This window comes from Haloechinothrix salitolerans (genome assembly GCF_042662605.1).
In the GTDB taxonomy this organism is placed as follows: Bacteria; Actinomycetota; Actinomycetes; order Mycobacteriales; family Pseudonocardiaceae; genus Haloechinothrix_A; species Haloechinothrix_A salitolerans.
The window spans coordinates 1890001-1916903 of the sequence record NZ_JBHSXX010000001.1 but is presented as its reverse complement, the minus strand read 5'-3'; the positions used below and the strand labels follow the sequence as shown (position 1 = coordinate 1916903).

The 26903-nt window shown below is 65.9% G+C and carries 26 protein-coding genes; 8 read left to right on the top strand and 18 right to left on the bottom strand.

The window, feature by feature from the left end:
- Positions 1-175: 175 nt before the first annotated feature.
- Genes ACFQGD_RS09070 through ACFQGD_RS09060 form a run of 3 tightly spaced genes read left to right on the top strand, consistent with a single transcriptional unit; the run spans position 176 to position 5671 of the window.
- Complete coding sequence (locus tag ACFQGD_RS09070) at positions 176-2929, top strand: type I restriction endonuclease subunit R (RefSeq protein WP_345399283.1); 2754 nt, start codon at positions 176-178, stop codon at positions 2927-2929.
- Positions 2926-4191 carry a restriction endonuclease subunit S gene (locus tag ACFQGD_RS09065; protein WP_345399280.1) on the top strand — a complete coding sequence of 422 codons (1266 nt, stop codon included), beginning with the start codon at positions 2926-2928 and terminating at the stop codon, positions 4189-4191. Before ACFQGD_RS09070 ends, ACFQGD_RS09065 begins: the two co-directional genes overlap by 4 nt.
- Positions 4184-5671 (top strand): class I SAM-dependent DNA methyltransferase, encoded by a 1488-nt coding sequence (locus ACFQGD_RS09060; protein ID WP_345399277.1) that lies wholly within the window; start codon positions 4184-4186, stop codon positions 5669-5671. Before ACFQGD_RS09065 ends, ACFQGD_RS09060 begins: the two co-directional genes overlap by 8 nt.
- Before the next feature lie 216 nt (positions 5672-5887).
- Here the strand turns inward: ACFQGD_RS09060 and ACFQGD_RS09055 are convergent.
- Positions 5888-7077 (bottom strand): IS3 family transposase gene (locus ACFQGD_RS09055; RefSeq protein WP_390221019.1). Its coding sequence is split into 2 segments (ribosomal slippage): positions 5888-6825 and positions 6825-7077, totalling 1191 coding nucleotides; the frame shifts between segments, so codons are not numbered across the junction.
- Between the two features lie 277 nt (positions 7078-7354).
- On the opposite strand from ACFQGD_RS09055, the gene ACFQGD_RS09050 reads away from it, so the two are divergent.
- Both ACFQGD_RS09050 and ACFQGD_RS09045 read left to right on the top strand, forming a co-directional pair.
- A complete protein-coding gene (locus ACFQGD_RS09050; protein WP_345395093.1) occupies positions 7355-7984 on the top strand; it encodes a NucA/NucB deoxyribonuclease domain-containing protein in 630 nt (209 codons plus the stop codon).
- Positions 7981-8493, top strand: a complete 513-nt coding sequence (locus tag ACFQGD_RS09045; protein WP_345395090.1) for a hypothetical protein — start codon at positions 7981-7983, stop codon at positions 8491-8493. Before ACFQGD_RS09050 ends, ACFQGD_RS09045 begins: the two co-directional genes overlap by 4 nt.
- Positions 8494-8800: 307 nt before the next feature.
- On the opposite strand, the gene ACFQGD_RS09040 is transcribed toward ACFQGD_RS09045, so the two are convergent.
- Positions 8801-9061, bottom strand: coding sequence for a hypothetical protein (locus tag ACFQGD_RS09040; protein WP_345395087.1), 261 nt, complete (start codon positions 9059-9061; stop codon positions 8801-8803).
- A gap of 66 nt (positions 9062-9127) precedes the next feature.
- Positions 9128-9898: an NYN domain-containing protein gene (locus ACFQGD_RS09035; RefSeq protein WP_345395084.1), complete on the bottom strand. Its 771-nt coding sequence runs from the start codon at positions 9896-9898 to the stop codon at positions 9128-9130.
- Between the two features lie 186 nt (positions 9899-10084).
- Between ACFQGD_RS09035 and ACFQGD_RS09030 the strand changes: the two genes are divergently transcribed.
- Positions 10085-11050: a hypothetical protein gene (locus ACFQGD_RS09030; RefSeq protein ID WP_345395081.1), complete on the top strand. Its 966-nt coding sequence runs from the start codon at positions 10085-10087 to the stop codon at positions 11048-11050.
- A 340-nt stretch (positions 11051-11390) separates the two neighbouring features.
- Positions 11391-11519, top strand: a complete 129-nt coding sequence (locus tag ACFQGD_RS09025) for a hypothetical protein (protein WP_345395078.1) — start codon at positions 11391-11393, stop codon at positions 11517-11519.
- Positions 11520-12070: 551 nt separating this feature from the next.
- On the opposite strand, the gene ACFQGD_RS09020 is transcribed toward ACFQGD_RS09025, so the two are convergent.
- The 11 genes from ACFQGD_RS09020 to ACFQGD_RS08970 all read right to left on the bottom strand — a co-directional run bounded on the left by ACFQGD_RS09020 (position 12071) and on the right by ACFQGD_RS08970 (position 19962).
- A complete protein-coding gene (locus ACFQGD_RS09020) occupies positions 12071-12421 on the bottom strand; it encodes a PadR family transcriptional regulator (RefSeq protein WP_345395075.1) in 351 nt (116 codons plus the stop codon).
- A 31-nt stretch (positions 12422-12452) separates the two neighbouring features.
- Positions 12453-13442: an aminoglycoside phosphotransferase family protein gene (locus ACFQGD_RS09015; RefSeq protein WP_345395072.1), complete on the bottom strand. Its 990-nt coding sequence runs from the start codon at positions 13440-13442 to the stop codon at positions 12453-12455.
- Positions 13439-14266, bottom strand: coding sequence for an inositol monophosphatase family protein (locus ACFQGD_RS09010; RefSeq protein ID WP_345395069.1), 828 nt, complete (start codon positions 14264-14266; stop codon positions 13439-13441). The genes ACFQGD_RS09015 and ACFQGD_RS09010 overlap by 4 nt, the downstream gene beginning before the upstream one ends.
- A gap of 82 nt (positions 14267-14348) precedes the next feature.
- Positions 14349-14690: a hypothetical protein gene (locus ACFQGD_RS09005; protein ID WP_345395066.1), complete on the bottom strand. Its 342-nt coding sequence runs from the start codon at positions 14688-14690 to the stop codon at positions 14349-14351.
- Between the two features lie 61 nt (positions 14691-14751).
- Positions 14752-15186, bottom strand: coding sequence for an NUDIX domain-containing protein (locus tag ACFQGD_RS09000; RefSeq protein WP_345395063.1), 435 nt, complete (start codon positions 15184-15186; stop codon positions 14752-14754).
- Between the two features lie 87 nt (positions 15187-15273).
- Positions 15274-15996, bottom strand: a complete 723-nt coding sequence (locus ACFQGD_RS08995; protein ID WP_345395060.1) for a 7-carboxy-7-deazaguanine synthase QueE — start codon at positions 15994-15996, stop codon at positions 15274-15276.
- Positions 15993-16556 carry a 6-pyruvoyl trahydropterin synthase family protein gene (locus ACFQGD_RS08990; RefSeq protein ID WP_345395057.1) on the bottom strand — a complete coding sequence of 188 codons (564 nt, stop codon included), beginning with the start codon at positions 16554-16556 and terminating at the stop codon, positions 15993-15995. Before ACFQGD_RS08990 ends, ACFQGD_RS08995 begins: the two co-directional genes overlap by 4 nt.
- Positions 16557-16849: 293 nt before the next feature.
- On the bottom strand, positions 16850-17251 hold the full coding sequence (locus ACFQGD_RS08985) for an RNA polymerase-binding protein RbpA (RefSeq protein ID WP_345395054.1): 402 nt from the start codon (positions 17249-17251) through the stop codon (positions 16850-16852).
- On the bottom strand, positions 17252-17506 hold the full coding sequence (locus ACFQGD_RS08980) for a helix-turn-helix domain-containing protein (protein WP_345395120.1): 255 nt from the start codon (positions 17504-17506) through the stop codon (positions 17252-17254). It lies immediately after the preceding gene.
- 27 nt (positions 17507-17533) lie between these two features.
- Entirely contained in the window at positions 17534-17788 is a 255-nt protein-coding gene (locus ACFQGD_RS08975) for a hypothetical protein (protein ID WP_345395051.1), read from the bottom strand.
- Positions 17785-19962 (bottom strand): helix-turn-helix transcriptional regulator, encoded by a 2178-nt coding sequence (locus tag ACFQGD_RS08970; RefSeq protein WP_345395048.1) that lies wholly within the window; start codon positions 19960-19962, stop codon positions 17785-17787. Before ACFQGD_RS08970 ends, ACFQGD_RS08975 begins: the two co-directional genes overlap by 4 nt.
- A 362-nt stretch (positions 19963-20324) precedes the next feature.
- On the opposite strand from ACFQGD_RS08970, the gene ACFQGD_RS08965 reads away from it, so the two are divergent.
- Entirely contained in the window at positions 20325-21602 is a 1278-nt protein-coding gene (locus tag ACFQGD_RS08965) for a helix-turn-helix transcriptional regulator (protein ID WP_345395045.1), read from the top strand.
- A gap of 11 nt (positions 21603-21613) precedes the next feature.
- Here ACFQGD_RS08965 and ACFQGD_RS08960 read toward each other — a convergent pair whose 3' ends face one another.
- The 4 genes from ACFQGD_RS08960 to fxlM (ACFQGD_RS08945) form a co-directional block, all read right to left on the bottom strand.
- Positions 21614-22258: an HAD family hydrolase gene (locus ACFQGD_RS08960; RefSeq protein ID WP_345395042.1), complete on the bottom strand. Its 645-nt coding sequence runs from the start codon at positions 22256-22258 to the stop codon at positions 21614-21616.
- 52 nt (positions 22259-22310) lie between these two features.
- Positions 22311-23531, bottom strand: a complete 1221-nt coding sequence (gene fxlM, locus ACFQGD_RS08955) for a methyltransferase, FxLD system (protein WP_345395039.1) — start codon at positions 23529-23531, stop codon at positions 22311-22313.
- Between the two features lie 120 nt (positions 23532-23651).
- Entirely contained in the window at positions 23652-24770 is a 1119-nt protein-coding gene (locus ACFQGD_RS08950; protein WP_345395036.1) for a hypothetical protein, read from the bottom strand.
- A 5-nt stretch (positions 24771-24775) separates the two neighbouring features.
- Positions 24776-26869 (bottom strand): methyltransferase, FxLD system, encoded by a 2094-nt coding sequence (gene fxlM, locus ACFQGD_RS08945; protein WP_345395033.1) that lies wholly within the window; start codon positions 26867-26869, stop codon positions 24776-24778.
- Positions 26870-26903 lie beyond the last annotated feature (34 nt).

Sequence of the window (26903 nt, the reverse complement as noted above, 5' to 3'; positions counted from 1 at the left end):
GGGTGCGACGTCGCCGATTGCCTGCTCGTAACCTGCGGCCGTTGTCGGACGACCTTCATGGCAACAGCATCAGCACCTTGCTGACCGACGCGGGTCTCTGGTGCCTTGCGCTGTCGTGCACATGGTGCAAGATGCTTGTGGTGGTCAATACGAGGACGTAGGGGGATACGGCGAGGTGGCGGACGATCCCAGGCTGGCCGCTGAGCAGCGGGCGCGGGCACTCATCGACCAGCAGTTGGTCGAGGCCGGATGGTTGGTCCAGGATCGGAAGAACATCAACTTGTTCGCCGGGCTGGGGGTCGCAGTTCGCGAGATGATCATGGCCAAGGGGCATGGCCGCGTGGACTACCTGCTCTACGTCGACAAGCGGGTGGTGGGGGTCATCGAGGCTAAGCCGATAGGGACCACCCTGTCCGGCGTCGAGTGGCAGTCCGCCATGTACGCCGAAGGGCTGCCGCCTGAAGTGCGACTCAAGGCGTTGACCGTGGACGGGCGCTTACCGTTCGTGTTCGAGGCCAGCGGCACGGAGACCCACTTTACGAACGGCTATGACCCCCAGCCGCGGGCTCGGCGGCTGTTCAGCGTCCCCAAGCCCGAGACGCTCGCCCGCATCATGAGGGACGCAGAACGTGACCCAGGCCGACCGACCTGGCGGGCTAAGGTCCGGACTCTGCCCGCATTGGACGAGCGACCTATGCGCAAGGCGCAGGTCACCGCGATTCGTGGAATCGAGAGGTCGCTGGCCGAGCAGCGGTTCGACCGTTCGCTGGTACAGATGGCCACCGGCGCTGGGAAGACCTACACGGCTGTCGCCGAGTCTTACCGACTGCTCAAGCACGGCGGCTTCAACCGGGTGCTGTTCCTAGTCGACCGCAACAACTTGGCCGATCAGACGCTGGCCGAGTTCCAGAACTACCGTACGCCCGACGACGGACGCCGCTTCACGGAGATCTACAACGTCGACAAGCTCAGCAGCGCGGGAATGCTCGGCTCGAGCCACGTGGTGATCTCCACGATCCAGCGGGTGTTCAAGGCGCTCAAGAACGAAGAGACCACCGAGGGTGACGACCCTGGCCTGGACGGCTACATCCCCGACGCGCCGGTCACCGTCACGTACAACCCGCTGCTGCCGCCGGAGACCTTCGACCTGGTCATCGTCGACGAGGCGCACCGCTCCATCTATGGGGTCTGGCGAGGGGTGTTGGAGTATTTCGACGCCCACGTCGTTGGCCTGACCGCCACCCCCGGCAAGCAGACGTTCGGGTTCTTCCGCCAGAATCTCGTGTCCGAATACACCTATCCCGAGTCGGTGGCCGACCTGGTCAACGTCGACTTCGACCTGTACCGCATCAAGACTCAGATCACCGCCGACGGCTCCTCGATCGAGGCCGGCACGGTCGTGCCCATGGTGGATCGCCGCACCCGCGTCCAACGCCTGGAGGCGCTCGACGAGGACCTCGTCTACACGAGCAGGCAGTTGGACCGCGCGGTAACCTCGACCAGCCAAATCCGGCTGGTGTTGGAGACCTTCCGCGACAAGCTGCCCGAGATCTTTCCTGGCCGGTCGACCGTGCCCAAAACACTGATCTTTTGTAAGGACGACAACCACGCCGAGGAGGTCGTCACCACCATCCGGGAGGTGTTCGGCAAGGGCAACGACTTCGCCGCCAAGATCACCTACAACGCGAAGGATCCTAAAGGCCAACTCCAGGCATTTCGCACTTCGACGGTTCTGCGGATCGCGGTCACAGTGGACATGATCGCGACAGGCACCGACGTCAAGGCGCTGGAGTGCGTGTTCTTCCTGCGTGACGTCCGCTCGGCACAGTACTTCGAGCAGATGAAGGGCCGCGGAGCACGGACGATCGCTTCGGCCGACTTCCGCGCGGTCACCCCGGACGCCACCGAGAAGACCCGGTTCGTCATCGTCGACGCCGTGGGTGTCACCGAACACGACTTCGTGGACCCTCCCCTGAACAGGCAAAAGGGCATCAGCCTGAAGAAACTGCTGGACAAGGCAGCCACGCTCACCCTCACCGAGGACGAGACCGCCACCCTCGCGTCGCGCCTGACGGCCTTGGAGTTGCAGCTCACGCCGGCCGAACGCGGCGAGCTTGACCAAGTCGCTGGAACCTCCGTCCAGGCGATCATCCGCGGTCTCGTGGACGCGGTCGACCCGGACAGGCAGGCCCACGCCGTCCAGGGGGCCGCCGACCCGGCCGCCGCCGTACAGCAGCTCCTCGATCACGCGATCGAGCCACTGGCGGCCAACCCAGAGCTGCGTATTCGGATCCTCGAACTACGGCGCGCTCACGACCAGATCATCGACGAAGTCAGCGTGGACGTGCTTCTTGACGCGCACGGCGTTGTCGACACTGGGCGTGCCCGGTCCCTCGTCGAATCCTGGGCGCAGTATCTCGCCGACCACCGCGACGAGATCACCGCGATCCAACTGATGACGGAGGCACGCGAACGCCGCGTCTCCTTCGACGACATCCAGGAACTTGCCGACCGGATCAGCCGCCCCCCTTACAACTGGACCCCCGATGTGATCTGGGCCGCCTATGAAGCAATCGAGGCTGGCCGGGTCCGGCGTAGCACCCGGCACACCCTCACTGACCTGGTGTCCCTCATGCGCTTCACCATCGGCGAAGACGAAGAGCTGGTCCCCTACGCCGACAGAGTTCGCGAGCGCTACGCTGCGTGGCTCACCCAGCAAGAACAGGCTGGAGCCAAGTTCAGCGAGACCGAGAGGTGGTGGCTCGACCGCATGGTCGAGGTAGTGGCATCTTCAGCCGGCATCACCCCCGAGGACCTTGACCGTGCTCCCTTCACCGATCGCGGGGGTACCGATGGCGCCCTCCGTGACCTTGGCAGGGCCCGCGCGGCCGAACTACTGGACGAACTGAACAAGGAACTGCCCGCATGACGCCGCTGCCCCCTATCCCGGATGGTTGGACATGGGCACCGCTCGGTGAGATCGCTGATGTCGTTGGAGGGGTAACCAAGGACACGAAGAAGCAGTCGGATCCGAAACTCCCCCTCGTACCGTACTTGCGTGTCGCCAATGTCCAACGCGGCCGTATCGACGTCACGTCGGTGGCTGAAATCCGCGTACCGGAAGCCACGGTCAGACGCCTTCAACTTCAGCCCGGCGACGTCTTGCTGAACGAAGGCGGTGACCGGGACAAGTTGGGGCGAGGATGGGTGTGGGAGGGGCAGATCCCGAACTGCATCCATCAGAACCACGTGTTTCGGGCGCGAATCCGCAACAAGATACTGCACCCAAAGCTGCTCGCCTGGTTCACCAACGAGTGCGCAAAGGGCTGGTTTGAGAAGCACGGCAAGCAAACGACTAATCTGGCGTCAATAAGTCTGTCGATGATCAAGCAGCTCCCAGTGCCAATTCCACCCGTGGCGGAACAAAAACGGCTGCTAAACCTACTTGAGGACCATCTCTCCCGGCTCGATTCGGTACTGGCCACCTGCGCTGTCACAACCCTACGCCTTGCCCGGCTACGGCAGGCGGAACTTAATGCGAAGTTCGGTCTGACCGACGACTCCATCGCGCTCGGCGATCTTCTGGTGGGGATTCAAGCCGGGCGGTCCGTGGGCGGTTCTGCCCCACCCGCCGGGGAGAACGAGTGGGGAATTGTCAAGGTCAGCGCTATGACGTGGGGCGAGTTCCGCCCACAGGAGAACAAGGCTATCCCTGAGTCGCTGGTGAACCCGAACTTCGAGATCATGCCCGGTGATCTGCTCGTCAGCCGCGCCAACACGAGTGAGTATGTGGGGGCGCCGGTCCTTGTAGGTGAGACGCGCCGCCGTCTCCTCCTCAGCGACAAAAGCCTGCGGCTTATGCCGAGGAATGATGTTGATCCCGAGTGGCTCTGGAGGGCACTTCAAGCGCCAAGCGCGAGGCGTCAAATCTCGGCGGCGGCCACAGGCACCAAAGACTCGATGCGGAACATCTCACAAAAGTTGCTGATGGGAATTCGGTTGCCGAGAGTTGAACCAGACGCCCAGCGCTGGCTCGCGAAGGCGTACGCAGAGCGCGACTCGGAGCTCAAACGTATTGAGCGAGCAGCGAAGGCTGGAGCTCTACGCGTAGAGGCGCTCCGCCGGGCCGTATTGAATGCCGCATACTCGGGGGCGTTGAACGATAAGATCGAGGAGCTTGCTGGTGTCTGACGCGCGTCGATTGGTCGACAAGCTGTGGTCCTACTGCAACGTGTTGCGCGACGACGGCGTTGGCACGATCGAGTACACCGAGCAGCTTACCTATCTACTCTTTCTCAAGATGGCGCATGAACGCGCCCAACGTGAGCTAAACCCACAGCAGATCGTCCCGTCGGAATACTCTTGGCAAACACTCCTAGACGCCAAAGGTGACGCCTTGGAGACGCAGTATCGACATATCCTGGAAGAGCTCGGGAAACGGCCGGGTGTGCTAGGAACGATCTTCCGCAAGGCCCAGAACCGCATCCAAGATCCCGCGAAGCTGAAGCGGCTCATCGTCGATCTCATCGACAAGGAGAATTGGTCGGCCACCGGCACTGACATCAAGGGCGACGCCTACGAAGCGCTCCTGTCCAGGGGAGCCGAAGACATCAAGTCCGGCGCTGGGCAGTACTTCACGCCACGTGCTGTAATCCAGGCAATTGTCGACTGCGTCCGGCCGACAGTGAAGGACACGGTGGTCGACCCTGCGGCAGGGACGGCTGGCTTCCTCCTCGCCGCGCACGAGTACGCCTCGCGCGGTTCCGAGTCGATGACCCGAACCGAAAAGAACCACCTCCAGCACGACTTCGCCTACGGCTATGAGCTGGTCGACGGGACAGCCCGCCTTGCCGCCATGAACATGCTTCTGCATGGCATTGGCAACCCCGCCGGTGACTCGTTGATCGAAGTTCGTGACGCACTGATCAGTGATCCCGGCCAACGTTGGTCGGTTGTCCTGTCTAACCCTCCGTTCGGTCGCAAGTCCTCGTTGGCGATGGTTGGAGCCGACGGATTCGAAGTCCGCGAGGACCGCGCGATCGAACGGCAGGACTTCGTCGTCACCACATCGAACAAACAGTTCAACTTCCTCCAACATATCGCAACGATCCTCGACATCAATGGCCGTGCTGCCGTCGTACTCCCGGACAATGTGCTGTTCGAAGGCGGGGCCGGCGAGACTCTGCGACGCAAGCTGCTACGTGACTTCGATCTGCACACCATGCTGCGCTTGCCGACCGGCATCTTCTACGCCCAGGGCGTCAAGGCGAACGTACTCTTCTTTGATAAGAAACCTGCAGCCGAACGTCCCTGGACTGACAGGCTCTGGATCTACGATCTGCGCACCAACCAACACTTCACTCTTAAGCAGAACCCACTTCGTCGCCAGCACCTGGACGACTTCGTCGAGTGCTATGCGCCTGAAAAGGCCCGCTCGGAACGAACTGAGTCCGAGCGATTCAGGTCATTCACCTACGCCGAACTAATTGCACGAGACAAGGTCAACTTCGACGTCACGTGGCTCCGTGATGAGTCGCTCGAGGACACCGATAATCTCCCAGCACCTCACCTCATCGCCCGCGAGATCATCGAGGACCTCACTGCGGCGCTGGTCGAACTCGAAGCCGTCGCCGCGGCGCTCGAACCGGCATCTGGCGGGACGCCCGCCTGAACATCGACCCGGATGCCTAACGCCTTGCGACCACGCTCGTGGTGTCGGTACCTGGCTAGATGACACGGGTGGATCGTCCATCACGGCGTCGTCAGCCTATGTCGCGCTGGTTGGCGCTCGCACGCGGTTGAGGATGGCGCCGTCGTGGGGCTCATCCTCCAACTCGGGCCAGTTGAGCGGCCTCGATCTTTCCGGACAGCTGTTTAGTGGGTCAATTCATGCCGCTTGCTGCCGGTTCAGGTACTCGTTGTAGACCTCATTTGGGGCCTTATAGTCGAGTCCCGAATGGAGACGTCGACTATTATATCTAAGTTCGATATAGGCAGCAATATCTGTCCTGGCCCTCTTTCGGGTGGAGTAGATCACTCGGTGAACCCGCTCGTTCTTCAGGGCACCAAAAAACGATTCGGCCATCGAATTGTCATAGCATATTCCCGTGCGTCCGACCGATTGCCTGATGCCCAATGATCGGAGCGTGCTGGCAAACTGGGCGGAAGTGTAATTGCTGCCACGGTCGGAGTGGAATATCGCCCCGCGTGCGATAGGATAGTTGCGTACGGCCATGCGAATCGCCTTCTCGATGAGAGGCGTCTGGTAATTATCGTCCATCGCCCACCCGATAACGCCCTTCGTATGACAGTCGATGACCGTCGCGAGATAAACCCAGCCCTCCCACGTAGGGATATAGGTAATATCGCCAACCATCTTCTCGCCGGGCGCGGATGCGGCGAAGTCGCGGCCAACGAGGTCGGGCAGCAAGCTGGCAGACGGCTCAGTCAGGCCGAGTCGCCACGGACGGGGCTGGCAAGGCTCGAGCCCCAGCTCACGCATGATGCTGCGGATCAGCTCAGGGGTGCACCGCTCACCCTGGCGCTGCAGCTGGGCGTGGACGCGCCGGTGACCGTAGGTCTCATCCGAATCGTCGAAAACCTTCGTGATCAACGGAGCCAGGTAGGCGCGACGCTGCGCCGTCGCGCACTTGGGCCGACAACGCCATTCATAGAATCCCGACTTCGACACACCCAACCATTCGCACATTTTGGTCACTGTGTACTTTTTCTCGCCAGTATCGGTCACTGCGCCCTTCTCCACCTCGATGAACTCGTACCTCTCGTTCACCGATACTCGCTCGCGAAGAAGGCTGCGGCTTTTCCCAGGAACTCCTTCTCCATCCGTAGCTCACGGACTTCCTTCTCCAGCTCACGCAGCCGCGCGCGCTCCGACACGGTCAATGGTGGCTCGTCCGCAGCATGAGCCTTCCGGTAGTCGTTCACCCAGTTACGAAGCGTTTGCTCGTTCAGCCCGTTCTCCCGCGCGACCGACGCCACCGGGCGGCCCGTCTCGACCACCATTTTCGCCGCCTCCTCCTTGAACTCAGGAGTAAACGACCGACGATTCTTTGACACTGGCTTCCTCTCTTCCGAACAAAAACCCTAGTGGGTTCGCTGTCCGGAAGATCAACAGCCCCTCAGCCGCCGCACCCGACGGAGTGATCCCACTTCGCCGCTGACACCGGTTAAGCTGCACACCTCGACTGGGGATTTTCAGGAAGCGCCTCTGGCCCGTCTCACAGAGCGCCGTCATGGCTACTGGTCAAGCGCCAGATCGCATGACTACCGGAGATCGCGAGAGTCACCTAGTTAGCGGATAGTCACGGTCAGTAGCAGCAATGAGGATCTTTCTGTGGCTACCAAGACCAAGGGTGGACTGCTGTTGCCCGTCCTGATCGTTGCTGTGGTGGCCGTGGTCGCCGTTCCGGGTTTGCGAGACAAGGCTCTTGGCTTGTTTGGTGGTCTCACCGGCGGCACAGAGTTGGTGGGAACGGGTGAGACTCAGTTCATGGTCGCCTCATCGGCAGCATCTCAGGTACACAAGTGCACCCCACAACAAGGGCTGGCCGACCAGCAGTGCGACGACCTGAAGTTCGTGATCTTCGATGCGGCGCGAATGCCGTTCATCACGCGCAATATCTCGACGGCGTGGGCAGCGGGCAAGCCAGGCGTGCTGACGAAAGATGCGACCGTGGAAGCTGCCAACCGCAAGCAAGTCTGTCTGGCCAGCTTCCCCAGGCCGCACGGCGGGCAATGCGACGAGTTCCCCTTCGCTGCCACTCGTCAGGGTGGAGCTGGCGCACAGGAGCATGAGGTTCCCGCGCGGGAAAACCAGTGCCAAGGCGGCACTCTGTCCACGCGGTATCGTGCAGCCGGGATCAAGGATGGGGATGACTTCCTCGTGGTCATCATTCACCCGGACCAGATCGCCTCCGGCCCGTTCCAGGGGATCGACATCGCGAAGGACCAGACCTGCGGATGACTCAGCCCACCGTGACGACTGACCTGGACGTCGAGATCAACCATGGCCAGGTCTACATCTACGCGCAAGCTCCCTGGGCCGACGATCCGAGCAACAACGCTGTCCTACGAGCGCTGGACGACGCGCGGCAGTCAGGCCGATTCGTCGGCGTTGCAGATGCGCTGGTTGATCTAGTCACCCCGGTCCAGTGGAACTTTCAGGCGCCGATGCGGATCGAGATCTGGTCTCTTGAACCTCCCGCGGACGACGATGCCTGGGACCAGGTGGTGGACGTGGACCTCGACGTGCCAAACGGCAGGCTGTGGTTCGAGGGATCCGGTGGGCGCGAGCCGATTCCCTGTGATGTGCCGGCAGGTACCTACCGCGCCCGCGTGTCGGGGCGCGGCTATACCGAGGCAGCTGATGGTGCCGAGGGGCTGGATTCATATCGACTTCGGCTGTGGCCCCGTGACGACGAGGCCTCGCCTGCACTCCGGAAGAGTTGGCCAGGCTGGCAGAACCTCACATAACCTGCCGCTCGCTCAGCCGCCCACGTCGCGCACAACTGCAGTGCGCCGAGCCTCGACACCCATCGGACGGCCCTGATCTTGAGCGGGTGGCCTACCTGCCGCGCCGCCGTCCTCCCCTCGGCATCGCGGCCCGGCTGTAACCGTTCTTTTCGTCGGCATCAGCCGCGTCGGCCTGGCCCGGCCCGAACATGGACAACCCCGACCGGCGCGCGGTGGGCGTCACGTGTCACTGGCCGCCAGTACGGCCCGACCGCGACGATGGGCGAACGGCAGGATCCTGCTCAGAAGCCGGATCCTGTGGCGGCCGTTATCGCGCGGTGCGCCAGGGCCGGTCCCGGTTCTGCATTCTTCCCAGGAGTTGGGTGTAGTAGCCGTCGTCGCGAGCTTGCGCGTAGCCGCCTTGAGATGCCGACCGGTTGCCCAGCAGCGACCACGCTGCGCTCGCCGCGTCGCGGACTCCGGGATCGCCACCGTGGCCTTGAGAGATGTCGGAGAGAAGGGCGAGGAGCGCTTCGGTCTCGTCGCCGCTGAGGAGCGTGTCGGCGTCCAATGGTCCGCGACTAGACATTTCGCCTTCCTTGAGCTGTGGCCTCAAGATCAAGGCCGGGGTGTGGGTTCCGGGCGGCGGCGTGGCCTACTCATCAGGCTGGCGCCGCTTGTCGCGGGTGTAGATGACTGCTGACTTGCCGTCGCCGGGGCTGCGGCGATCCAGCTCGAACAAGGTGGTTGCGGTGATCAGGTCACTGAGCTTGGCATAGCCGTAGTTGCGGGAGTCGAAATCCGGGCGTTGCTTGGTGATGATGTTGCCCACGGAGGCGAGCGGAGCCCAGCCATCATCGTCGGAGGCTGCCTCGACGGCGTTGCGCAGCTGGTTCACCAGCGCGGTGTCTGCCTTGAGCTGTGCGGCGGCCATGGCGGCTTTCGGCTTGGGTATGGCTTCCAGCGGTGCGGTCGGGCCGTGGGCGTATGCGAGGTTCTCGGTGTAGATGAACTTGTCGCAGGCCGCGACGAAGGGCTGGGGCGTCTTGCGCTCGCCGAACCCGTACACGGTGAGGCCGGACTCGCGTAGTCGCGCGGCGAGTCGGGTGAAGTCGCTGTCGCTGGAGACGATGCAGAATCCGTCGAAGCGACCCGAGTACAACAGGTCCATCGCGTCGATGACCATCGCCGCGTCGGTGGCGTTCTTTCCGGTCGTGTAGGCGAACTGCTGGATGGGCTGGATCGACTGGGACAGCAGTTGGTCCTTCCAACCCTTGAGACTCGTGCCGGTCCAGTCGCCGTACGCGCGTTTGACATGCGCGGTGCCGTACTTGGCGACCTCGGCCAGTAACCCTTCGGTGATCGACGGCCGCGCGTTGTCCGCGTCGATCAGCACAGCCAGCCTGGCTGCGTTCTCGCCGGCCATGGATCAGGCACCCCCTCGTAGTCGTCGACCCCGTTGGATCATCCACGGCCGGGTGGTTCGCTCCGATGAGCCACCCCGCTGACCAGCTCGCACGTCACTCGTTACCGTGACACGCGAGCCGCGAATGCGCCCGACAAGACACGCCTGGTCATACGGTCTCCCTCTGGGACCGCACGGAGGAGTTCGATGCCCGCCAGTAGCACGTCGTACCTGGCGTTCGTGCCCCAGCACGCGCCCACCACGCACAGTGTGCTGGCCATGATCGATCGTGGTGACGGTCCCGAGGCCGAGGTCCTGGTCAGCTTTCCCGATGCCCCGTCGGCAACCATGCTGGCCGCCGCGCTCAACGGCGTCCTGCTGCACCAGGCCACCGCGGAGAGGCGCCTGGATGCGGTGCTGGACGGCGCACCCGTTGCGGCGCGGAAGGCGATCTCCGTGTTGCTGCCTGTCCTGGCCGCAGCCACCGCGGATGATCCAGCGGCCCCGCGGGTGGCCCGGCAGCTCCCGACGGTCGGAGACGGCGGCTTTTTGCTGTTCCCGACGACCAACTGCCCTGGCCAGTGCGAGTTTTGCGGGACGTGCCGCAACGACTGTGTCGGCTGTCCGGAGTGCGCCGATGGCGGGTGCGAGATCTGCCCTCCGCCGATGCTGACGCCCCGCACGGCCGCGATGCTCGGCCACGCGCTGGCCGTGCTCGCCGATGAGGCGTACGACCACGTCTACCGCACCGGAATGTGCCGCGACGGAGCGCCCGGCCCGCTCGGCGCGGTGCTCGGCTGCGTTGCCGACCAGGACGAGTGGTTCCTGCGCCGCTACGCCCGTGCCTTCGACGACCTGAGCTCGGACCTTCAGGTCGGCCGGCACCCCACACCGACTTGCACTGCCGAGGAGATCGCTCTTGACCTGGCGATCCAAGACGCCGAGCGGCTCTACCATGACGAAGACGAACTCGTCGCGGATTTGGAGACCGAGCTACCGGCCTCGCGATCTGATTACAACTGGGACACTCTGCAGGAAGTTCTGTTCCAGGACAAGGACTACGAAGGGCTGCTCAGCTACCGCGTCCCGCTCGAACGGCACGAGGCTGAGCGGTGGTTCGATGAGTTCGGCAACGTTCCGCCGCGCGATCGTCACCGTGGCTTCCGCCGATAGCTGTTGCCCTGTTCGCGTACGTCCAGCCTTCTGACAAACGACCTTGTCTTGCGTTCGCTGGACGATCGATGCGTAACGGGCGGCTTCGGACTCACAGCCGTCGCAAACCATCCAGAACTCGTTGGAGGAACGTGAGATTCGGCTCAGCGCTGCGCCGTATCGCCCGTGTCGCAGCGGCTCTCTCGTTCGCGAAGTCGGCGTCACTGGTCTCGTTTGGCGGCTCGTCGTCGAGCCTCCCGACACGCGGCAGGTATGCGGTGACCGCGTCGTGTAGCTCGCCTCTCGGCGGGAACAAGAATTCTGGTGGCATGGTTGGGTTGTCATCGCCAGGAACGAACCGATGCAGCCCGACATACTCATCCGGAGGGTCGCGGATGAGCGGTTCTCCGGTGTCGGCGTAGCGGCGAACACGCGCGCCATGCGTGGCATCGGCGGCCACGCGGTCATCGCCGACGCCTCACCCATCTAAGCGGGTGAAGACCTGTGTCGTAGTTGGGAGCAATCATGGTTGCGGCAACGCTCTCCGGGCGTCGTCGCCCTCATTGTCCGTCGTGTCAGATCTACCGTGCTGTCAACGCAGTGAATCGTTCATGCGTGAGAGCTTCCAGAGCGCTGATGCGGCGGGCATGAGGCGCCGATGCGGCGGCGAGCGCAGTGACCTGCGGATTATCCCAGCGTTGGTGGCGACGATGGACATGTCCGAGTGCCAATGAGCGGGACGATCTGGCCCGATGCGGAATGGTCAGGTCCTGTGTCGTGCACGTAACGCTTGCCAGTCAACGGGTCTGATGTAGTCCGGATGATCGGTGGGGATGATCAGCGTCGCTTCGGGATCGTCGCTGAGCCGTTTTTCGTTCGCCCATCGGACTTGTGCGGGCGATAGGGTAGGCGGTCGAAAGTAGACTTGCCGATCGGCGCGCCATGCTCGCGCTTGCGCGACTGCCAGGAACGCCAGCAGCGCCGCGATCAGTGAACCGAATGCGCAGCCACCCGCAATCCACGCGACCGCCATCCCGACGTCTAGTTCCTCGCGGACGTGACCGAGGCGACGACCTGCGCTGCGGGCTGTGGAATCCACCTGAGCCAGCGGCGTAGGAGTCCAATCAGGCCGGTCACCTCGGCCAGCATCGCTGGTGCAGCAACGAACCCGAGGTCGGTGAGCTGGTAGTAGCGGCGACGTGGCCGACGAGGGTCGGCGGGGTCAGCGTCTTCCCAGCGGGAGCACACCAACCCGGCGGCCTGCAATCGAAGAAGGATCGGGTAGGTCGTTCCGGGCATTAGCCCGGTTCGTCCGTAGATCTCCAGGCCGTACAGTTCTCTGCCCGGCTCGGCAACGAGAGCGCTCAAGACGGCGTGTGTTTTCTTCGTCATCGGGGCACCTCTGCGTGGGCTGGAATCGCGGTTATCCGTGGTCGCCTGTAATCAGGCTTCGGGTGCGGTGTAGCTGCTGCTCGAAGGCGGACGCGTTGGTGTCGCGTCGTTTCCAGCGGACGGCCAGCCAGCGCAGGGCAGCGGTGCGGCGCGCGGCGACGAAACGGCGGCGCGCCTGGCCGTCGTTGACCCCGAGCTCGGGAAGGAGCGCGAGCCACAGGTCGTCGTCGATCGCGCGTGCGCTGGGATGTTCGATGAGTTCCGCCGCGTCGTAGGCGGCGTCGGAGTGTCCTGCGAATTCCCAGTCCAGGGCGTAGATGGTGCTGATGAAGTCGTGCCAGTGCCAGTTGTCGAGGTTGCCGTCGCCGTGGGAGAGCACCCGTGGGGCCGGTTCGGCGAGCACGGCGGCGTCGCCGCGGTCGTGCCAGGTCCCGATCATCGCGGCCATGTCGCGGCTGAGTGGTTCGTCGGGGTACTGGCGGAGTTGCTCGGGCCACGTGGTGATGCGCCGGATGAAGTCGCTCGCCGAGTCCAGTCGGCCCAGGCTGGCGAACGGTCCGAGCGGAACCTGGCGGATCTGGTCGAGGGCGGTGACCATCGCGGGGAGGGCGGTGCTCGGCCTGTCCAGCGCGGTGATGGGCTGTCCGGGTACGAACCTCAAGCCGACGGCGGGCAGCTCGGGATGCGGGTCGTGCCACAACGCCGTGGACGTGGCGGTGACGCCGTGGTCGGTGAGGTGCCGCAGGGCTGTCCATTCGCAGCGGGCGCGGTCGCGCTTGTCTGTGCGGTAGAGCTTGAGGCACACCGGGCCGCGAGGGCTGCTCCAGCGGTAGACGCGGTTGTTCCGGCCGCCGGTGATCGGGATCAATCCGTACTCCGGCAGGTCCGTGTCCAGAGCCTCGGGTCGCTCTCGGTGCAGGACGCGCAGCTCGGTCAGCAGGTCGTGCGGGATGGTGTCGCGGTCCAACGTCGCGTGCTCCGGTTCGGTGTGCTCGGGCAGTAGCGCTCGCGCTGCGTTCATGGGGTGCCCGCCGGCTGCGGCCAGTAGGTCGTGTTGCGGGCGACCTCCATCATCGGCACGAGCGCCTCTGCGAGCGCGGGCGTGGTCGCCAGTGTGCAGCGTGAACGGGTGGAGTGTGGGCTGCCGTCTGCGTCGAGGACGAGGGCGCCCGCTTCGCGCGCGATGATCGCTCCGGAGGCGGTGTCCCAGGCGCGGTTGCCGAACAGGATGCTGGCGTCGAGGGTGCCGTCGGCGACCCAGACCAGTTCGAGCGCGGTGGTGCCCAGGCGACGGACTCCTTGGGCTTGGCCGGTCAGTCGCTGGTCAAGTTCGCTGCAAAGCCGGTCGCGGGTGCTGGCGTCGGGGCCGCTGCCGTAGTCGCACATTCCGATGAGCGCGTGGTCGAGCCTGGCGGTCGTGGATACGGTGATGGGGTCGCCGTCTCGGTAGGCACCTTCGCCCGTGACGGCCCAGTAGCGGTGTCCGAGGAACGGGACGGCAGTGACGCCGAGCAGCGGTTGGTCGTCATGGACGAGGCCGAGGGCGATGGCGCACAGCGGGCTGCCGTGGGAGAAGTTGATGGTGCCGTCGATCGGGTCGAGGACCCAGTAGGTGTCCTCGGCGCCGGAGGCTCCGTTTTCCTCGCCCACGAAGCCGACGGCGGAATCCCAGTCGCTCAGCCGGTCCCTGATGAGGTTTTCGACGGCCACGTCGATGTTGGTCACGACATCGCGGTCGCCTTTGGTGGTGATGTGGGTCGGCTGGTGGCTCAGAGCGTGTTGGACGGCGTGATCGATCGCGCGCTGCGCGGCCGTGAGAGCGTGGTCAAGATTTGGGAAGGGCATTGAGCGGCGTTCCTTGGGTTCTGCGTGACACGGGCTTTGGGCCGGAGCGCCAACTGGTCGGTGCGTACGGCGAAGTTGTGGCTTATGCAGTCCATGGCAGCGGACGGCGTGCGATGACGAGCCGGGGCGCAAGGCGGTCGCTGGGGGCAGGTAGGGCGATAAGGCCATCGATGACCTCGGTGAGGGTGCCCTCTCGTTGCCAGGTGACGCCGCCGGTGTGGTCGTTGCGCAGGCCGGCGGCGTCGGTGGTGTAGCGGACACGCAGGGCGTCCGCCCACCCTTCCGGCCAGGTCCGCACGCCATGCACCTCAACGAGTTCGCCGTCAACGACGGTGGGCAAAAACATCCAGCCCGCGCCGCGGAGGTCGATGAGCCGCTGCAGCTCGGGATACTCGGTTAGAGCGGCGGCCTGTTCTGGGGTCATGAGGCACTCACCGCGACTACGCGCGCTGCGAGGTTGGTCAGGAACTTGGGGCCGAGGTTGCTCATGGCGTCCACGCCCGCCACGGGTGTTCGGCCGACAGCGTGCCTGCGACCAGTCCGTCCCGAACCGCTTGGGGGCGCAGAGCGGAGAGTTCGTCTTCGTTGGCCCACCGATGCGGTTGCGCCGAGTCGATGAGGCGGTCGGCGTCGGTGAGCGTCACGTCGAACAGGACGACGATCTCGGAGGCGGGCGTTTCGCCGGGCTCGTTGGTGCCGTGTTCGACAACGGCGCAGAAGTCCAGCTCGGCGATGGTCGCGCCGAGCTGGTCGAGCAGGGTTCTGCGGAGCGCGTGTTCGACGGGTTCACCGGTACGAACCGCGCCGCCGGGCAGCGCGTCGTGGCCTGGGTACTCGACGAGGAGCAGGCGGTCGTTCTGCCCGACGAGTGCGTAGACCCCGACGCGGGGGCCGATGGCCGGGGTGTCGGGTTCGCTCATCGTGGACCGCCTGTCGTTGGGAGATGTTCTGGAGTGCGAGCGACGCCGGGCGCGAAATTCCGAACGGCGAACTCGTTTGTGGTGATGTCAGCGACCACGGTCGTTCTCCCACAGCAGTGTGTGGAGCCGGGTCGACAGGTTCCAGCGGCGTGCCAGGACCGGATCGGCCAGCATCCGCATCCGTGCCAGGACGGTGGAGCTGTCCGTGCCCTCCGGCATGACCCAGACCGGGTGAAGGTCGTAGGCGCCGACAAGTTCCTGGATCTCGTCCAAGTCGTCGGGCGCTTGGACCACGAACTTCCAAATGGCCTTCCCGCTGTCGGCGAGGTCGCGCAGCACGGCGGGGCGGATGCGTTGATGGCGGCGCAGCCCCGAATGCGAGAGCTTCGGCGAGACGTTGAATCGTGTCACCGCCGAGGTGATCATGTCCGTGGGCGCGATGGTGCCGGATGTCTCGATCTCGATATCGGTGGCCAGCGCACGCTCCCGGATCGCGCCCAGCAGCCGGCCCACGGCGTGCGGCTGCAGCAGCGGTTCGCCACCCGTGACTACCAGCAGGTCGGCCGGACCGGCGGCGAGCCAGGACAGGATGTCCTCAATCGAGAGGATCCGCTGTTCGTCGGCGAGGTCGCAGCGGGTGGCGTCATGGGTTTGCGGACTATCACACCAGATGCACGACAGATGACAGCCGAATAGCCGGATGAAGTGCGCATAGCGACCGGTGCTCGGTCCCTCACCTTGGAAGGTCGGACCAAACGTCTCGTTGACCACAAGTTCACGGTCCACATCGGACACAGCGGGTAGCTTCACGGCGCGTCCACCGGTCCGTAGGTCGCGGTGTTGAGGTGTGTTTCGCGCACGAACACCCGGCCGACGCGGGCATCGGGAGCGCAGGGCAGCGCGGCGAGCGCGGCCTGGCTCACGCGTCGCAGCAACACCGCGACAGCTTCGACGGTCGGCCAGACCAAGTCGGTGGCCAACAGCTCCGCATCGACGGTCGTCTGGCAGCTATCTGCGCCGAACCGGAAGACTTTGCACTTCGCGACGTAGAGGTGCACAGCGAGCGGATCGTGCACGCCGAGCATGGTGCCGTGATCGAGGTAGGTGTCGATCCACTCCCGGATTCCGGCTTTGAGTGCGCCGAACTCCACGACGGTGACGTCGTTACTCAGGGTCGGGGCGATCACCGGCACCGCGACCCGCCAGGAATGTCCATGCAGGCTGGTGCACTTACCGCCCAGGTGCGGCAGGCGATGCGCGGTTTCGAAGGTGTGCTCGATGGTGATCTGGTGGGCTGTCGGCGCGGAGTCCTCCGTCACGAGGGCCGCCCGGTGGGCGGTGGCGTGATCGGTTGTCTCCGTGCCGAGCATCGTGAGCGCCAGATCCTTTCACCTCGGTGCGTTCCCGCACGCGCGTACTCATCGACGAGGACTGGGTGTGGGCTGCGGCGGAAGACCGAGGGGGGAAGGAAGACGCCTTCCGCCGCAGTCCGGTCCAGTCAACGACGGGTGATCATCGTTATCCAGAGCGTGCGTGCGGCGTCGATGAGGCGCGAATGGGGCGTCGACCGTCCTGACCAGCGAAGCTGCACGCCATCAGCGTTGACGCGCGGCACGTGTTCACCCGGTCAGGACCGAAATGTAACCCGGCTGATTGACGACGGTCAGCCGTCGTAGCGGAACGAATATGTCTTATCCCCAAACTGCACACAGCCCGGCTGGGCGCCTCCCTGTCTGCGGATTGCCGCAAGCGTGTCGGCGAGCAGAACCTCCAGCTCGGCCACGCTGCGTCGCTCGTACAGCATCGTCAGGTGGGTGCGAGGGGGCTTGCCCTTGCTCTCGGCCGCCGCCGAACCCGTGGCGTCGATTCGAGCGCAGCCCTCGACGCCGTGCTGCCGACAGCTCCAGCTCGCAGGCAGCTCCGCTTCCACTGCGAAGTGCACCGCGAACTCGTGCCCACGCGTGCACGCGAACCGGGCGGTCACGCGCGGGACAGGTCCGGTGTAGCGATCGGGTTCCACCGTCGTGTGGCCCCAGCGGTAACCGCGCAGCGTTCCTCTCGACATCTACCCGGCTCCGATCTGCCGACTCGAGCGCGCGGTCCGCGTGGCTTGGCTGCGCCGACGGTGGGGACCGCCGCCGCGTGCTCGCAGCTGGACTCCGGACTCGGACAGGATTCGGTGTACGAAGCCGTACGAGCGGCCGGTCAGCCTGGCCAAGGTGCGGATGCTGGCACCCTTCTCGTACTTCTTCTTCAGGTCCGCGCCCATGCGAGTCCGCGCGGATCCGGTGATCCGCTTCCCCTTCTCAACCTTCGTCACTGTTGGCATGACCGACCACTTCCCAGGTCAGGCATTGCCGTTCGTGGAGGGGCCGAAGACGAGGCGGTCAATGACCTCGCGGGCTGCCGGGAGTTCATAGGCCGCGGCGAGGAGCACGGCCGCCGGCCACGACGCCCCGACGACGATCGTGAGGACCACGCATCGGGCGACATGAGAGCTGAGTTTTCCGGCGGCCCATGTGCCGCGAGTGCGGCTCCAGACAACCGCGCTGACGCCTACAGCGACGCCGACGTACAGGATTGTCAGAATCGGGATGATCATTTGTTCGCATTTCCTTCCGTGTTCTCGTCTTCTGCGCCAGGAGCATCCACATGCGAGCCGTGGGTCGCCGTGTCGTCGAGTTCGTCGCGGAGCTTCAGCACAGCCTCGCGATCGGCCGCCGCGCCCGGTCCAGCGTCGGCGAAGAGTGCCAGCGCGTTGCCGTAGCAGCGATCCGCGTCCGCGTTGTTGCCGAGCTGGGCGTGCGCCCTGCCCATGACGGTGTAGGCGTGACCTCGGTAGCGCGACGAACCGCAGGACGCCAAGGTGTTGTCGATCCGGCGGAGGGTGAACAGCGCGGCGTCCGGTTGCCGAGCCGCGACGTGGACCTCGGCCAGGTAGGTGATCACTCGGGCATGGCCGGACTGGTCACCCAGGGCTTCCATCAGGTCGGCGGCTTCGCGCAGGTGCCATATGGCTTGGGGGAAATCGGCGATCTCGGGGTGAGCGTATGCCTGGCCGATTCGCCGATGCCGCAGGGCGATGCTGCGGCGGTCGCCCCGTTGCTCGTCGAGGTTCAGGGCGCTGCCGAGATCCTCCAGCGCGGTACGCGGTTGCCCGGAAGCTGTCAACGCGCGCGCTCGGGTGGATAGGGCCGCCGCCTGTATCCAGCTGTCGCCGAATGCGGTTGCTCGCTCGATCGCCGTGGTGCAGGCCGTGATCGCCGCGTCGTGGTGGGCGCGGTTGGACTCGCCGAACCCCAGCCGGGTCAGGAACACCGCTTCGAGGATGTGCTTGCAGTGCTGGGCGGAGACGATGCCGAGCTGTTGCGTCTGGACCAGGTCGTCGGCGAAGTAGCTGGGGCGCAAGGGGTTCCAGACGGCTTCGGCAAGCTGGAACACCAGCCCGTCCCAGCCCTGCTGTGCGGCGAGGTATTGGGATGCAAGCACGTTCGCCCGTTCGAGGGTGAACCAGTTCAGAGCAAGTTCGACGTTGGAGAACGGCTCGGTGTCCAGCTGTTCGTACACCGGGCTGAACCGCCGCGATCGAGGGTTGATCGCCATGTCGGCGGCAGCGGTGCGTCGTAGATACCACTCGATCATGCTGCGAAGAGTGGCCCGACGCACGCTCTTGTCGTCATGTTGCTCGGCCAGTGCCTGGGCGTGCTCGCGCGGCAAGTCGTGCTGGCGGAAGCGGCCGGCGGCCACCGCGGTGACGAGGTGGGCATCCGCCAGCCGGGTCAGCCCATGTTCGACCTCGGCGACGGGCTGGTCGAGGGCTGCGGCGAGCGGGTCGGCGGTGAACTCGGCGCCGGGGTGCACGGCCAGGAGCCGGTACAAGCGCGCGGTGTCGGCGTCGAGGTCGTCGTAGCTCATGTCGAGGATTCCTCCCACGGATGCCTCGTCCACGTGCAAGGCCAGGGTGGCGCCGTGGTCGGTGTTGAGACGGGTGATCAGGTCGGCCGGGCTGCGGTGTGGGTTCGCGGCCAGGTGCACGCCGGCCACAGCCAAGGCGAACGGGTGACCGTGGCACCGCGAGGCCAAGGCTCGAAGCTCGCTCTGCTCGCCGGGCGGCGGCTGGCCGAGTAGCGCGGCCAGCAGAGTGCCGCCCGCGTCCGGGGTGAAGTAGGTCAGATCCACCGGATGGAACCCGGCGAGAAGAAGCCCGCGCAGCTGGCGGCGGCTGGTGGCGAGGACGGTACTGCTCGGCGATGCCGGGATCAGAAGGCGGACCTGCTCGGCCGAGAAGACGTTGTCCACCAGGACCAGGAGCGACTTCTCGGCGGTGACACTGCGATAGAGCGCGGTCAGTTCGGCCGGGTCATCAGGCAGGTCGCCTGGCGGGATGCCGAGGGCTCGAAGCCAGCCTGCCAGCACCTGGTGAGGACGAACGGGCGGTTGATCACGCCACGCGCTCAGATCCGCGTACAACTCGCCGTCCGGGTGGCCAGCGCGCTGACCGAGGAGCCAGCGGACCGCCAGTTCGGTCTTGCCGATGCCTGCCAGCCCGGTCAGCAGCGCCCTGGTCGAGGTCGCTCGAGCGGCGAGTTCATCGAGTGTGGCCAGCTCTCGGGCGCGGTTCGTCCACACCGGATGTGGGGGCGGCAACTGGTGCGGGGTCGGCGTCCGCGCGGCCTGTTGCCCCATGGCGATCGTGTGAGCGATCACGGTGCGCGCTTGCAGAACGGATCCGCTCACCGTCCCATCGACGTCGTTGCGGTGCCCAGGCACGGTCACCTCGGTGCTCCGAGTACGCCGACGGCGAGGCGCGCAGGGAGCGCCATGTGGAATTGGGCCTTGCGGCGGATCACGGGGGTGCTCATGGTGATCCCGCTTTCACCACGGCGTTCTTGTTGCGCGACATTGCCAAGGAATGAGTCATTTCCGGGAGAACAGGTGCCGAATACTGAACGGGCAGGAATCGTGGCTCCCCAGTTCCGCTGCCGTGCCGGTGTTGTCGAACGCCAGTAGATCGCCCGCTGCCGTCGGCCACCAGAGCGCAGGTGGGGCGGCGATGAGGCGCTGATGCGGCGTTGACCCTCGTGAGCTGCGCTAACCGGACCGGGTAGCGTGACAGCCGCACACCAGGGGGTGAGGAGATGGCGATCCAACCGTCCAGCCCGTTGGCCGACTGCCGCCACGCCGCTGGGTACACGCAGGAGACCTTCGCCGACAAGCTGGGTGTCGACCGAACCACCGTCGGGCGTTGGGAACGCGGTGTGCAGTCTCCCCAACCGTGGCAACGTCCCGACCTTGCCACAGCACTGGACGTCAGCCTAGATCATCTCGACGACCTGCTCCGGCGAACGAAACGGCACACAAATCCGTCAGCCGTTCTCGAACCATTCCTCACGCCCGGTCCTTCATTCTCCGCGCCTCTCGCTGATCATCAGCCGGGAATGGTCAACGTGTTCTCCGGTGATGACGCTGTGCACGCCGCCATCCCGCAGCTGCGGCGGGCGCTCGACAGCATCGATCTCCCGGACGACGGTCCGACCCGTTCCTTCGCCGAACTCGCAGCCGAGGTCGCAGGAATGATCGAGCACCGCCTGCAGGCGCGCTATGTCGAGATGGCGTGGCGTCTGCCCGGCCTGATTTCCGAGCTGGCGCGGGCGCACGCCGATGCCCGGCACGGTGCACGCGACACCGCCATGCTGCTGACTCTCGCCTTCCGGGCAGCCGATGGTGTGGCTTACAAGTTCGGCTACCTCGACCTCTCGGCCCGGATCATCGACCTCATGCGCGTGTCCGCCCTGGCAGCCGAGGATCCGCTGCTGGTGGCCGCTGTCGCCTACGTGCGCACCGAGACCTTCTTCGCCACGGGCGACCTGGCGTCGGCCTCGCGGCTGCTGATGGCCGCGGCGGACGATCTGTCGGCTGACCTCAGCGCGTCGGCGTCCTCCGCCGCGGCCTTCGGCGCCCTGCACATGCGAGCCGCTGTCGTCGCCGGCCGCGCTGGCAAGCCCGACGCCGCGTGGGATCACCTCGGCGAGGCTCATCGAGCCGCCCGGCAGGTGCCTGAAGGTGTCTACTTCGGCACGGCCTTCGGACCAGCGTCGGTACGCATCCACGAGCTCGCGGTCGCCGTCGAGCTGGGCGACAGCCCAGCGGCGGTGGAGCGAGCGGCATCCTGGCACCCACCAAGTCATCTCCCTGCCGAACGGCGCTCGCACTACTACATCGACCTCGCTCGCGCCCAGCTTCGCCTTGGCCACCACCAGGACGCCTACCTCGGGCTGGAAGCCGCCCGTCGGGTCGCCCCGCAGCACGTTCGCGAGCACCCCCAGGTTCGGCAGACGCTGTCGGCGCTGCTGCGAACCCACGGGTCACCAGATGACCGCCTATTGGAGTTGGCTGCCTGGGCTCGCGCGCGTTGACGGCTGCCGGGCTACTGGTCGAGAAGAAGGGCGGGCAGCTCGGCGAGCGAGTCGATCACCCAATCGGCGCTCTCCCTCGCCACCGGGTCGTCGGCCCAGAGGTATCCCCATGGGCCGCGCCGGATCAATGCTGCACGGAGACCGGCCGCCTTCGCGGGCAGCACGTCGTTGTCGCGGTGGTCACCGACGTACACGATCTGGTCGGCCGGGCCGGGTGCGACCTCGACGACCCGTTCGAAGAAGCCGGGGTTCGGCTTCGCCACACCCCATTCGCCGGACGTGCCGACGTAGTCCACGGGCAAGTCCAATGCCCGCAGCAGCTGAGCAGCTCGCGGGGTCTGATTGCCGGCGACACCGACCCACAAACCTCCTGCGCGGAGGGCCGCCAGGCTGGGCCGTACGTCCGGGTACAGATCGCTGTCGTCGATCTGCTCCCCGCGCCCGGCCTCCTCCCGCAACTGTCGCTCACGGGCCAGGTCAAAGCCGGGGCGGAAGTACTCGAACGTCTCGGCGTTGTCCCGGCCCGCCGCCGTCACAGCGCCGAGCACGGTCGAGAACGTATGTGGAGACACCCCCACCCAGTCGGCCCACGCACGCCACTCACGTGAATCGTCCAGCAGAGTTTCACCCACGTCGAACACCACCGCGCTGACCATTCCCCCATGAGATCAGACCGGTCTGCCTCGTCGGTTGGTGCCTCCGTCGGGGTCACTCGGAGATGCAGTCGTAGGTGAACACGAACCTGCTGTGAGTCTTCTCGAAAACGGGGCGGCCAAGCTCGCTGTCCGGGATGTCTGCGGGGTAGATGACCAGCCTGGGCTCGTAGTGATCGCGTTCGGGAGACCAGGCTCGGGCCTCGTCACACAGGTGCTCGGTCAGCTCGGTAGCGGCGGGGCCATGACCGATCGCACCCAATTCCCAGTGCACATCGTCGCCGGTCTCCAGCCTGCGAGCCGTCAGGTAGACGAGCGAGCCGCCGTCAACCAGCGCCGGGCGCCAGTACCCGCCGATCGGGTTGACTACCTCCGGGATAGCGTCCGGGTGCGCGCTGATGCGGCATACGCGCTGGTCGGTGACGGTAAGCCGTAGCCAGAACCCGTCATGGCCCTCGTTGGGCGCAATGGTGATGCCGGACCAGGCCGTGACGCGTGGCTGGTCGAGCACTCCACCCAGTGTGTTGAGGTCCACGGCTTGGTCGCGGTCCCAGTGGAGCTTCACCTTGTCGTCGGCGGTAATCGGGCCGCTGAGCTCGCCCTCGGTCTCCCCGCGGAGGTACACGAAGCCGCACAGGTGCAGCGAGTCGGAGACAAGGCGGCCGTCGGTGTAGGTGAAGCTGACGCTACGTCCCTGGCCGCGCCACCGCAGCGGGGCGACCAGCCGTGCTCCGGGGGCAAGTTGCTGCCACCACGGGGCGGGTATGTCCCAAGGCGAGACGGTGGCGATCATGCGGTCGTACGGGGCGTGGTCGGGGTAGCCGTGCCCGCCGTCGCCGGTGATCACGTGAACGTCGCCGTAGCCCGTGGCGGCCAGCGCTTGTGAGGCTTTCGCGGTGACGTCCGGGTCGATGTCGATGGTGGTCACCAGGTCCGCGCGGCCGGTCAGCTGGGCAAGCAGGCTGGCGTTGTACCCGGTTCCCGCGCCGATCTCGAGGATGCGGTTGCCCGGTTGGACGTCGAGTTGGTCGAGCATGGCCGCGACCAGCCACGGCGCCGACGCACAGGACAACGACCGGCCGTCGTCGAAGCGATGGGTGACTACCGCCTGCCACGGGTCGTAGGTGACCGCCAGGTCGGCGTCCGGTACGAACTCGTGCCGCGGTGTGTCGAGCAGGACCCGCTCGACTTCGCTTCGCTGCGCGTGTCCGGCTTTCCGGATTCTCTCGACCATTGCCGCACGCAACGCTTCCGGCGAAGTAGTGGTGGTGTGCATCGGTTCCTTCGTGTCAACGGTCGTCGGGTTGGCGAGTACTGGCTAATGATCGACACGGACTACTTCTCGGACAGAGGAACCAAACCCGTTGTGGTGTAACGGCTTCGATTGGGACCAGCATCACGAGCTTGCTGGAAGTTTGACGTTGGACGACGTCGCATTCACCTTGCGTGCCATGACCTCTTCGGCGGAGGCGAGTGCTGTCGTGAGGTCTGTCAGCAGCGGGGCAGGGAGTGTGCCGCTGCCGAGTGCACACGCTTCTACCAAGTCGGCCATCTCGCGTGCTTGGGAGTCGGTGAGCAGTTCGCGGCAGCCATTGTGGGTGAGCACGTCGCGGGCGACGTATCCGTCTCGTGTAGCGGTGGCGTGGTCGATCAGATTGACGGCGATCTGGCGGACGGATGGATCGTCGACAGTGCCGATGGCGTCAATGAAAGACAACCCGAGCCGTGTGTGGAAGACCGCCAAGCCTGGCGCGGAGACGTCGAGGCCGTGGTACCGGTTCACGAGCGCGGCCAAGTCGGCGTCGCCCGAGGTGCACTGGATGGTCAGGCAGGCAGTCACGGCGTTCTCCCAGGGGTCTCCTGGTGTTGTCTCGGCCAGGAGGGCAAGGGCACTGTCGGTGTCCCTGGATACGGCGTGGGCGATGACCGCGATCTGGCGACCGTCAAGCATCCGTCGCCCGACGCCCTTGTACGCGTCGAGCCGGGCGCGTGCCTCCGCCCAGCGGCCGGCTGCGGCCAGAGCGCGGCCACCGGTCGCCAGCAGGACTGCCCACAGCCAGCTGCGGATGTGCTGGTGCGTCTCGGCGGAGTCGGTGAGTTCGGCCGGGATCTCGATGCCGTCGACGATGGCGTCAGTTCGGGCGGAGACCGCGGTGAACAGGGTGTCCATCAGCGCGAAGGCGCGCTCGCCCTGACCCTCGCGGATGTAAAGACGGGCGAGGTTGGTGATCGGTTCGAGAGCGAGCCGGGCTACCTGCGCGCCCAAGGGGCGGACGCGCAGGTAGATGTTCACCTGCTGGTGGCACCACCGCCGGGCCAGTTCGGGCAGGCCGCAGTCGGAGGCGATGAGCGCCGCGTTGTTGTGCACGGCGGCGGCTTCGGCGAGGTCGCCGCTGTGCTCGACTTGGCGTGCTCGGTCGCACAGCTCGGCCACCCGCCGGGCCAGCGGGAGGCAGGCCGGGCGGGTTCGGGCAACGAGGGGGAAGCGGCGCGCGAACTGGCCGGCGGGGTCCACGGGCGTCACTCCCAGGTGACGGTCATGGGCTTGGTGGGGCGGTCCAGGACCACGAAGCCGGGGTTGGTGTCCGGCTGGGGCGCGGTGTCGGGAATGGCGAATCGGACGGTGCTGGAGCGGAAGCCCTGGTCCCACGTCGAGATCTCGACCGAGACCTGCTCGGCGAGTTCCTGCGCGTTGGGGCCGTGGCCGATGACGCCGACCTCGTAGCGTCGGCCGCCGTCCGGATCGGGGTCAGCGGCGCGGATGGTGAGGTAGGCGAGGCTGCCATCGGCGGCGGTGGTGGCCATCGCCACCGAGGGGAACATCGGCCGCACAAGGCCGCTTTCCTTCGCGGCGGCGGCGACCTCCATGCGCATCAGCGGGTTGGGCAGGTGGCAAGCCAGCCAGAGATCCAGCCATTCGAAGGATTCCATCGGGACGAAGTGCACGCCGGTCCACACTTCGCAGGCCGGGCTTTCGAAGACCCCGGTCAGGTTGTCCGGGTCGGTGGCGTGGTTGTTGTCCTTGTGGATTTGCAGCGTCACCTCCCCGGTGCCGGTGAGGTCCAGAACGCGGCGAGCGTCGTCGCCAAGGCCACGCAGCGGCATGAAGATCGCCATCTCGCTGCCCAGGCTGCGCCAGCCGTCCTGGTCGCGTTCGAAGACGATGCTGCGAGAGGCACAACCACGCAGGCGCACCGGAGCTACCAGACGTCCGCAGGGTGCGAGCTGGTCGAGCCAGGCAGCCGGGACCTCGTGGGCGCCGACGGTGGCGATGACGCGGTCGAAAGGCGCGGTCTCCGGGTGGCCGAGCGCGCCGTCGGCGGCGACCGCCTCGACGTTGCTGATGCTGGCGGCGGCCAGGTGCTCGCGGGCACCGGCAACGAGGTCCTCGTCGATGTCGATCGTGGTGACATGCCCGTCGGCGCCGGTGAGGGTGGCCATCAGGGCGGCGTTGTAGCCGGTGGCCGCGCCGAGTTCGAGCAGCCGCTCGCCGGGCTGGATGCCGAGCTGTTCGAGCATCATGGCGACGATCTTGGGCTGGGACGCGGCGCTGATTCGGGTGCCGTCGCCCTCGTGTTTGGTGTAGACGGGCTCGTCGGCGTATGCCTCGATCAGGGGGACGTCGGGCAGGAACAGGTGTCGGGGCACCTGCCGGAACGCGGCCTCCACAGCGTCGGTGCGGACGGTGCCGTCCTTGACGAGGCGGTCGGCGAGCTTGGTACGCAGCTCGTCGGCGGAGCCGGTGGAAGCGTCACTGACGGTGGTTGTCATTGCGGGAACCCTAACGGTGTTGGAGGTGGTCCCGGCTGGTGCCTGCCGGGTAGGCGTGCTGTGGAAAACGGTGTCGACGGCCAGCGCGGCGATGGTGGCCTGGTCGGTGCCGGAGAGACCGGCGCGGTTGGCGTGGAAGATGAAGTGGTGCGCCAGAACGGCGCGCAGGCCACGCTCGAGGTGTCCGGCGCGAGCGAGTTCGGCGAGTTGGCGGCCGGCCGTGTCGAACGCTGTCCACCAGGTCTCGGGAACCACGTCGGGGGCGACGTCGGCGACCTTGTGCGTGTTGGTCGTCATCAGTCGGCGCACGGCTTGGCTCAACCGCTCGGTGTGCGGAGAGTTGTTGGAGTGGGGTTGGGCGGTGGGCCGGAGCGCAGCCACCTTGTCCCAGACGTCGCCCTGCTCGAACCAGTCCAGTCCGGCGGCGCGCAGCATCGAGCTGAACAGCAGGACGGTGGTCTCTCTCTGACCCAAGGCAGCGGGTTTCGTGGCACGGGCGAGGCAGTGGCGGCTGTCATGGTGAAACAGCGAGTGCGCGATGTCCATCGCGGCGGGTCCACCGAAGGCAAGGGTTTCGGGTTCGTAGATGCCGCGAGTCCAGCGCGCGAGATGCCCATCGGCCTCCAGGTCGGACAGCAGCGTGTCGACCGCTTTGGTCTCGGGGTTGACCGGTTGGTAACGCAGTCGCCAGGCGGGTGTCTTGCGCAGGTGCCACCACGTGTTGAGTTCGCCGTCCTGCTGGGCCTGGTCGAGGGCGGGTACGAGCAGGGTCGCGGCGGTGTGCTCGGCCGTTGTCGGGTCGGCGAACTCGACAAGGTAGTGGTGCCAGCTGTCCGGCAGCATCAGCGCGGAATCTCCTCTCGGTCGGACGGATCAG

Bases quoted from the DNA above. Each gene is read 5' to 3' on its own strand.
- ACFQGD_RS09025 (WP_345395078.1), top strand. From the start codon at position 11,391: ATGCAGCCCGACATACTCATCCGGAGGGTCGCGGATGAGCGGTTCTCC.
- ACFQGD_RS09020 (WP_345395075.1), bottom strand. From the start codon at position 12,421: ATGACGAAGAAAACACACGCCGTCTTGAGCGCTCTCGTTGCCGAGCCG.
- ACFQGD_RS08960 (WP_345395042.1), bottom strand. From the start codon at position 22,258: ATGGTCAGCGCGGTGGTGTTCGACGTGGGTGAAACTCTGCTGGACGAT.
- ACFQGD_RS09015 (WP_345395072.1), bottom strand. From the start codon at position 13,442: ATGAACGCAGCGCGAGCGCTACTGCCCGAGCACACCGAACCGGAGCAC.
- fxlM (WP_345395033.1), bottom strand. From the start codon at position 26,869: ATGCTGCCGGACAGCTGGCACCACTACCTTGTCGAGTTCGCCGACCCG.
- ACFQGD_RS09040 (WP_345395087.1), bottom strand. From the start codon at position 9,061: ATGTCTAGTCGCGGACCATTGGACGCCGACACGCTCCTCAGCGGCGAC.
- fxlM (WP_345395039.1), bottom strand. From the start codon at position 23,531: ATGCACACCACCACTACTTCGCCGGAAGCGTTGCGTGCGGCAATGGTC.
- ACFQGD_RS09010 (WP_345395069.1), bottom strand. From the start codon at position 14,266: ATGCCCTTCCCAAATCTTGACCACGCTCTCACGGCCGCGCAGCGCGCG.
- ACFQGD_RS09000 (WP_345395063.1), bottom strand. From the start codon at position 15,186: ATGAGCGAACCCGACACCCCGGCCATCGGCCCCCGCGTCGGGGTCTAC.
- ACFQGD_RS09035 (WP_345395084.1), bottom strand. From the start codon at position 9,898: ATGGCCGGCGAGAACGCAGCCAGGCTGGCTGTGCTGATCGACGCGGAC.
- ACFQGD_RS09030 (WP_345395081.1), top strand. From the start codon at position 10,085: ATGCCCGCCAGTAGCACGTCGTACCTGGCGTTCGTGCCCCAGCACGCG.
- ACFQGD_RS08975 (WP_345395051.1), bottom strand. From the start codon at position 17,788: ATGATCATCCCGATTCTGACAATCCTGTACGTCGGCGTCGCTGTAGGC.
- ACFQGD_RS09005 (WP_345395066.1), bottom strand. From the start codon at position 14,690: ATGACCCCAGAACAGGCCGCCGCTCTAACCGAGTATCCCGAGCTGCAG.
- ACFQGD_RS08985 (WP_345395054.1), bottom strand. From the start codon at position 17,251: ATGTCGAGAGGAACGCTGCGCGGTTACCGCTGGGGCCACACGACGGTG.
- ACFQGD_RS08965 (WP_345395045.1), top strand. From the start codon at position 20,325: ATGGCGATCCAACCGTCCAGCCCGTTGGCCGACTGCCGCCACGCCGCT.
- ACFQGD_RS09065 (WP_345399280.1), top strand. From the start codon at position 2,926: ATGACGCCGCTGCCCCCTATCCCGGATGGTTGGACATGGGCACCGCTC.
- ACFQGD_RS09045 (WP_345395090.1), top strand. From the start codon at position 7,981: ATGACTCAGCCCACCGTGACGACTGACCTGGACGTCGAGATCAACCAT.
- ACFQGD_RS08990 (WP_345395057.1), bottom strand. From the start codon at position 16,556: ATGCTCGGCACGGAGACAACCGATCACGCCACCGCCCACCGGGCGGCC.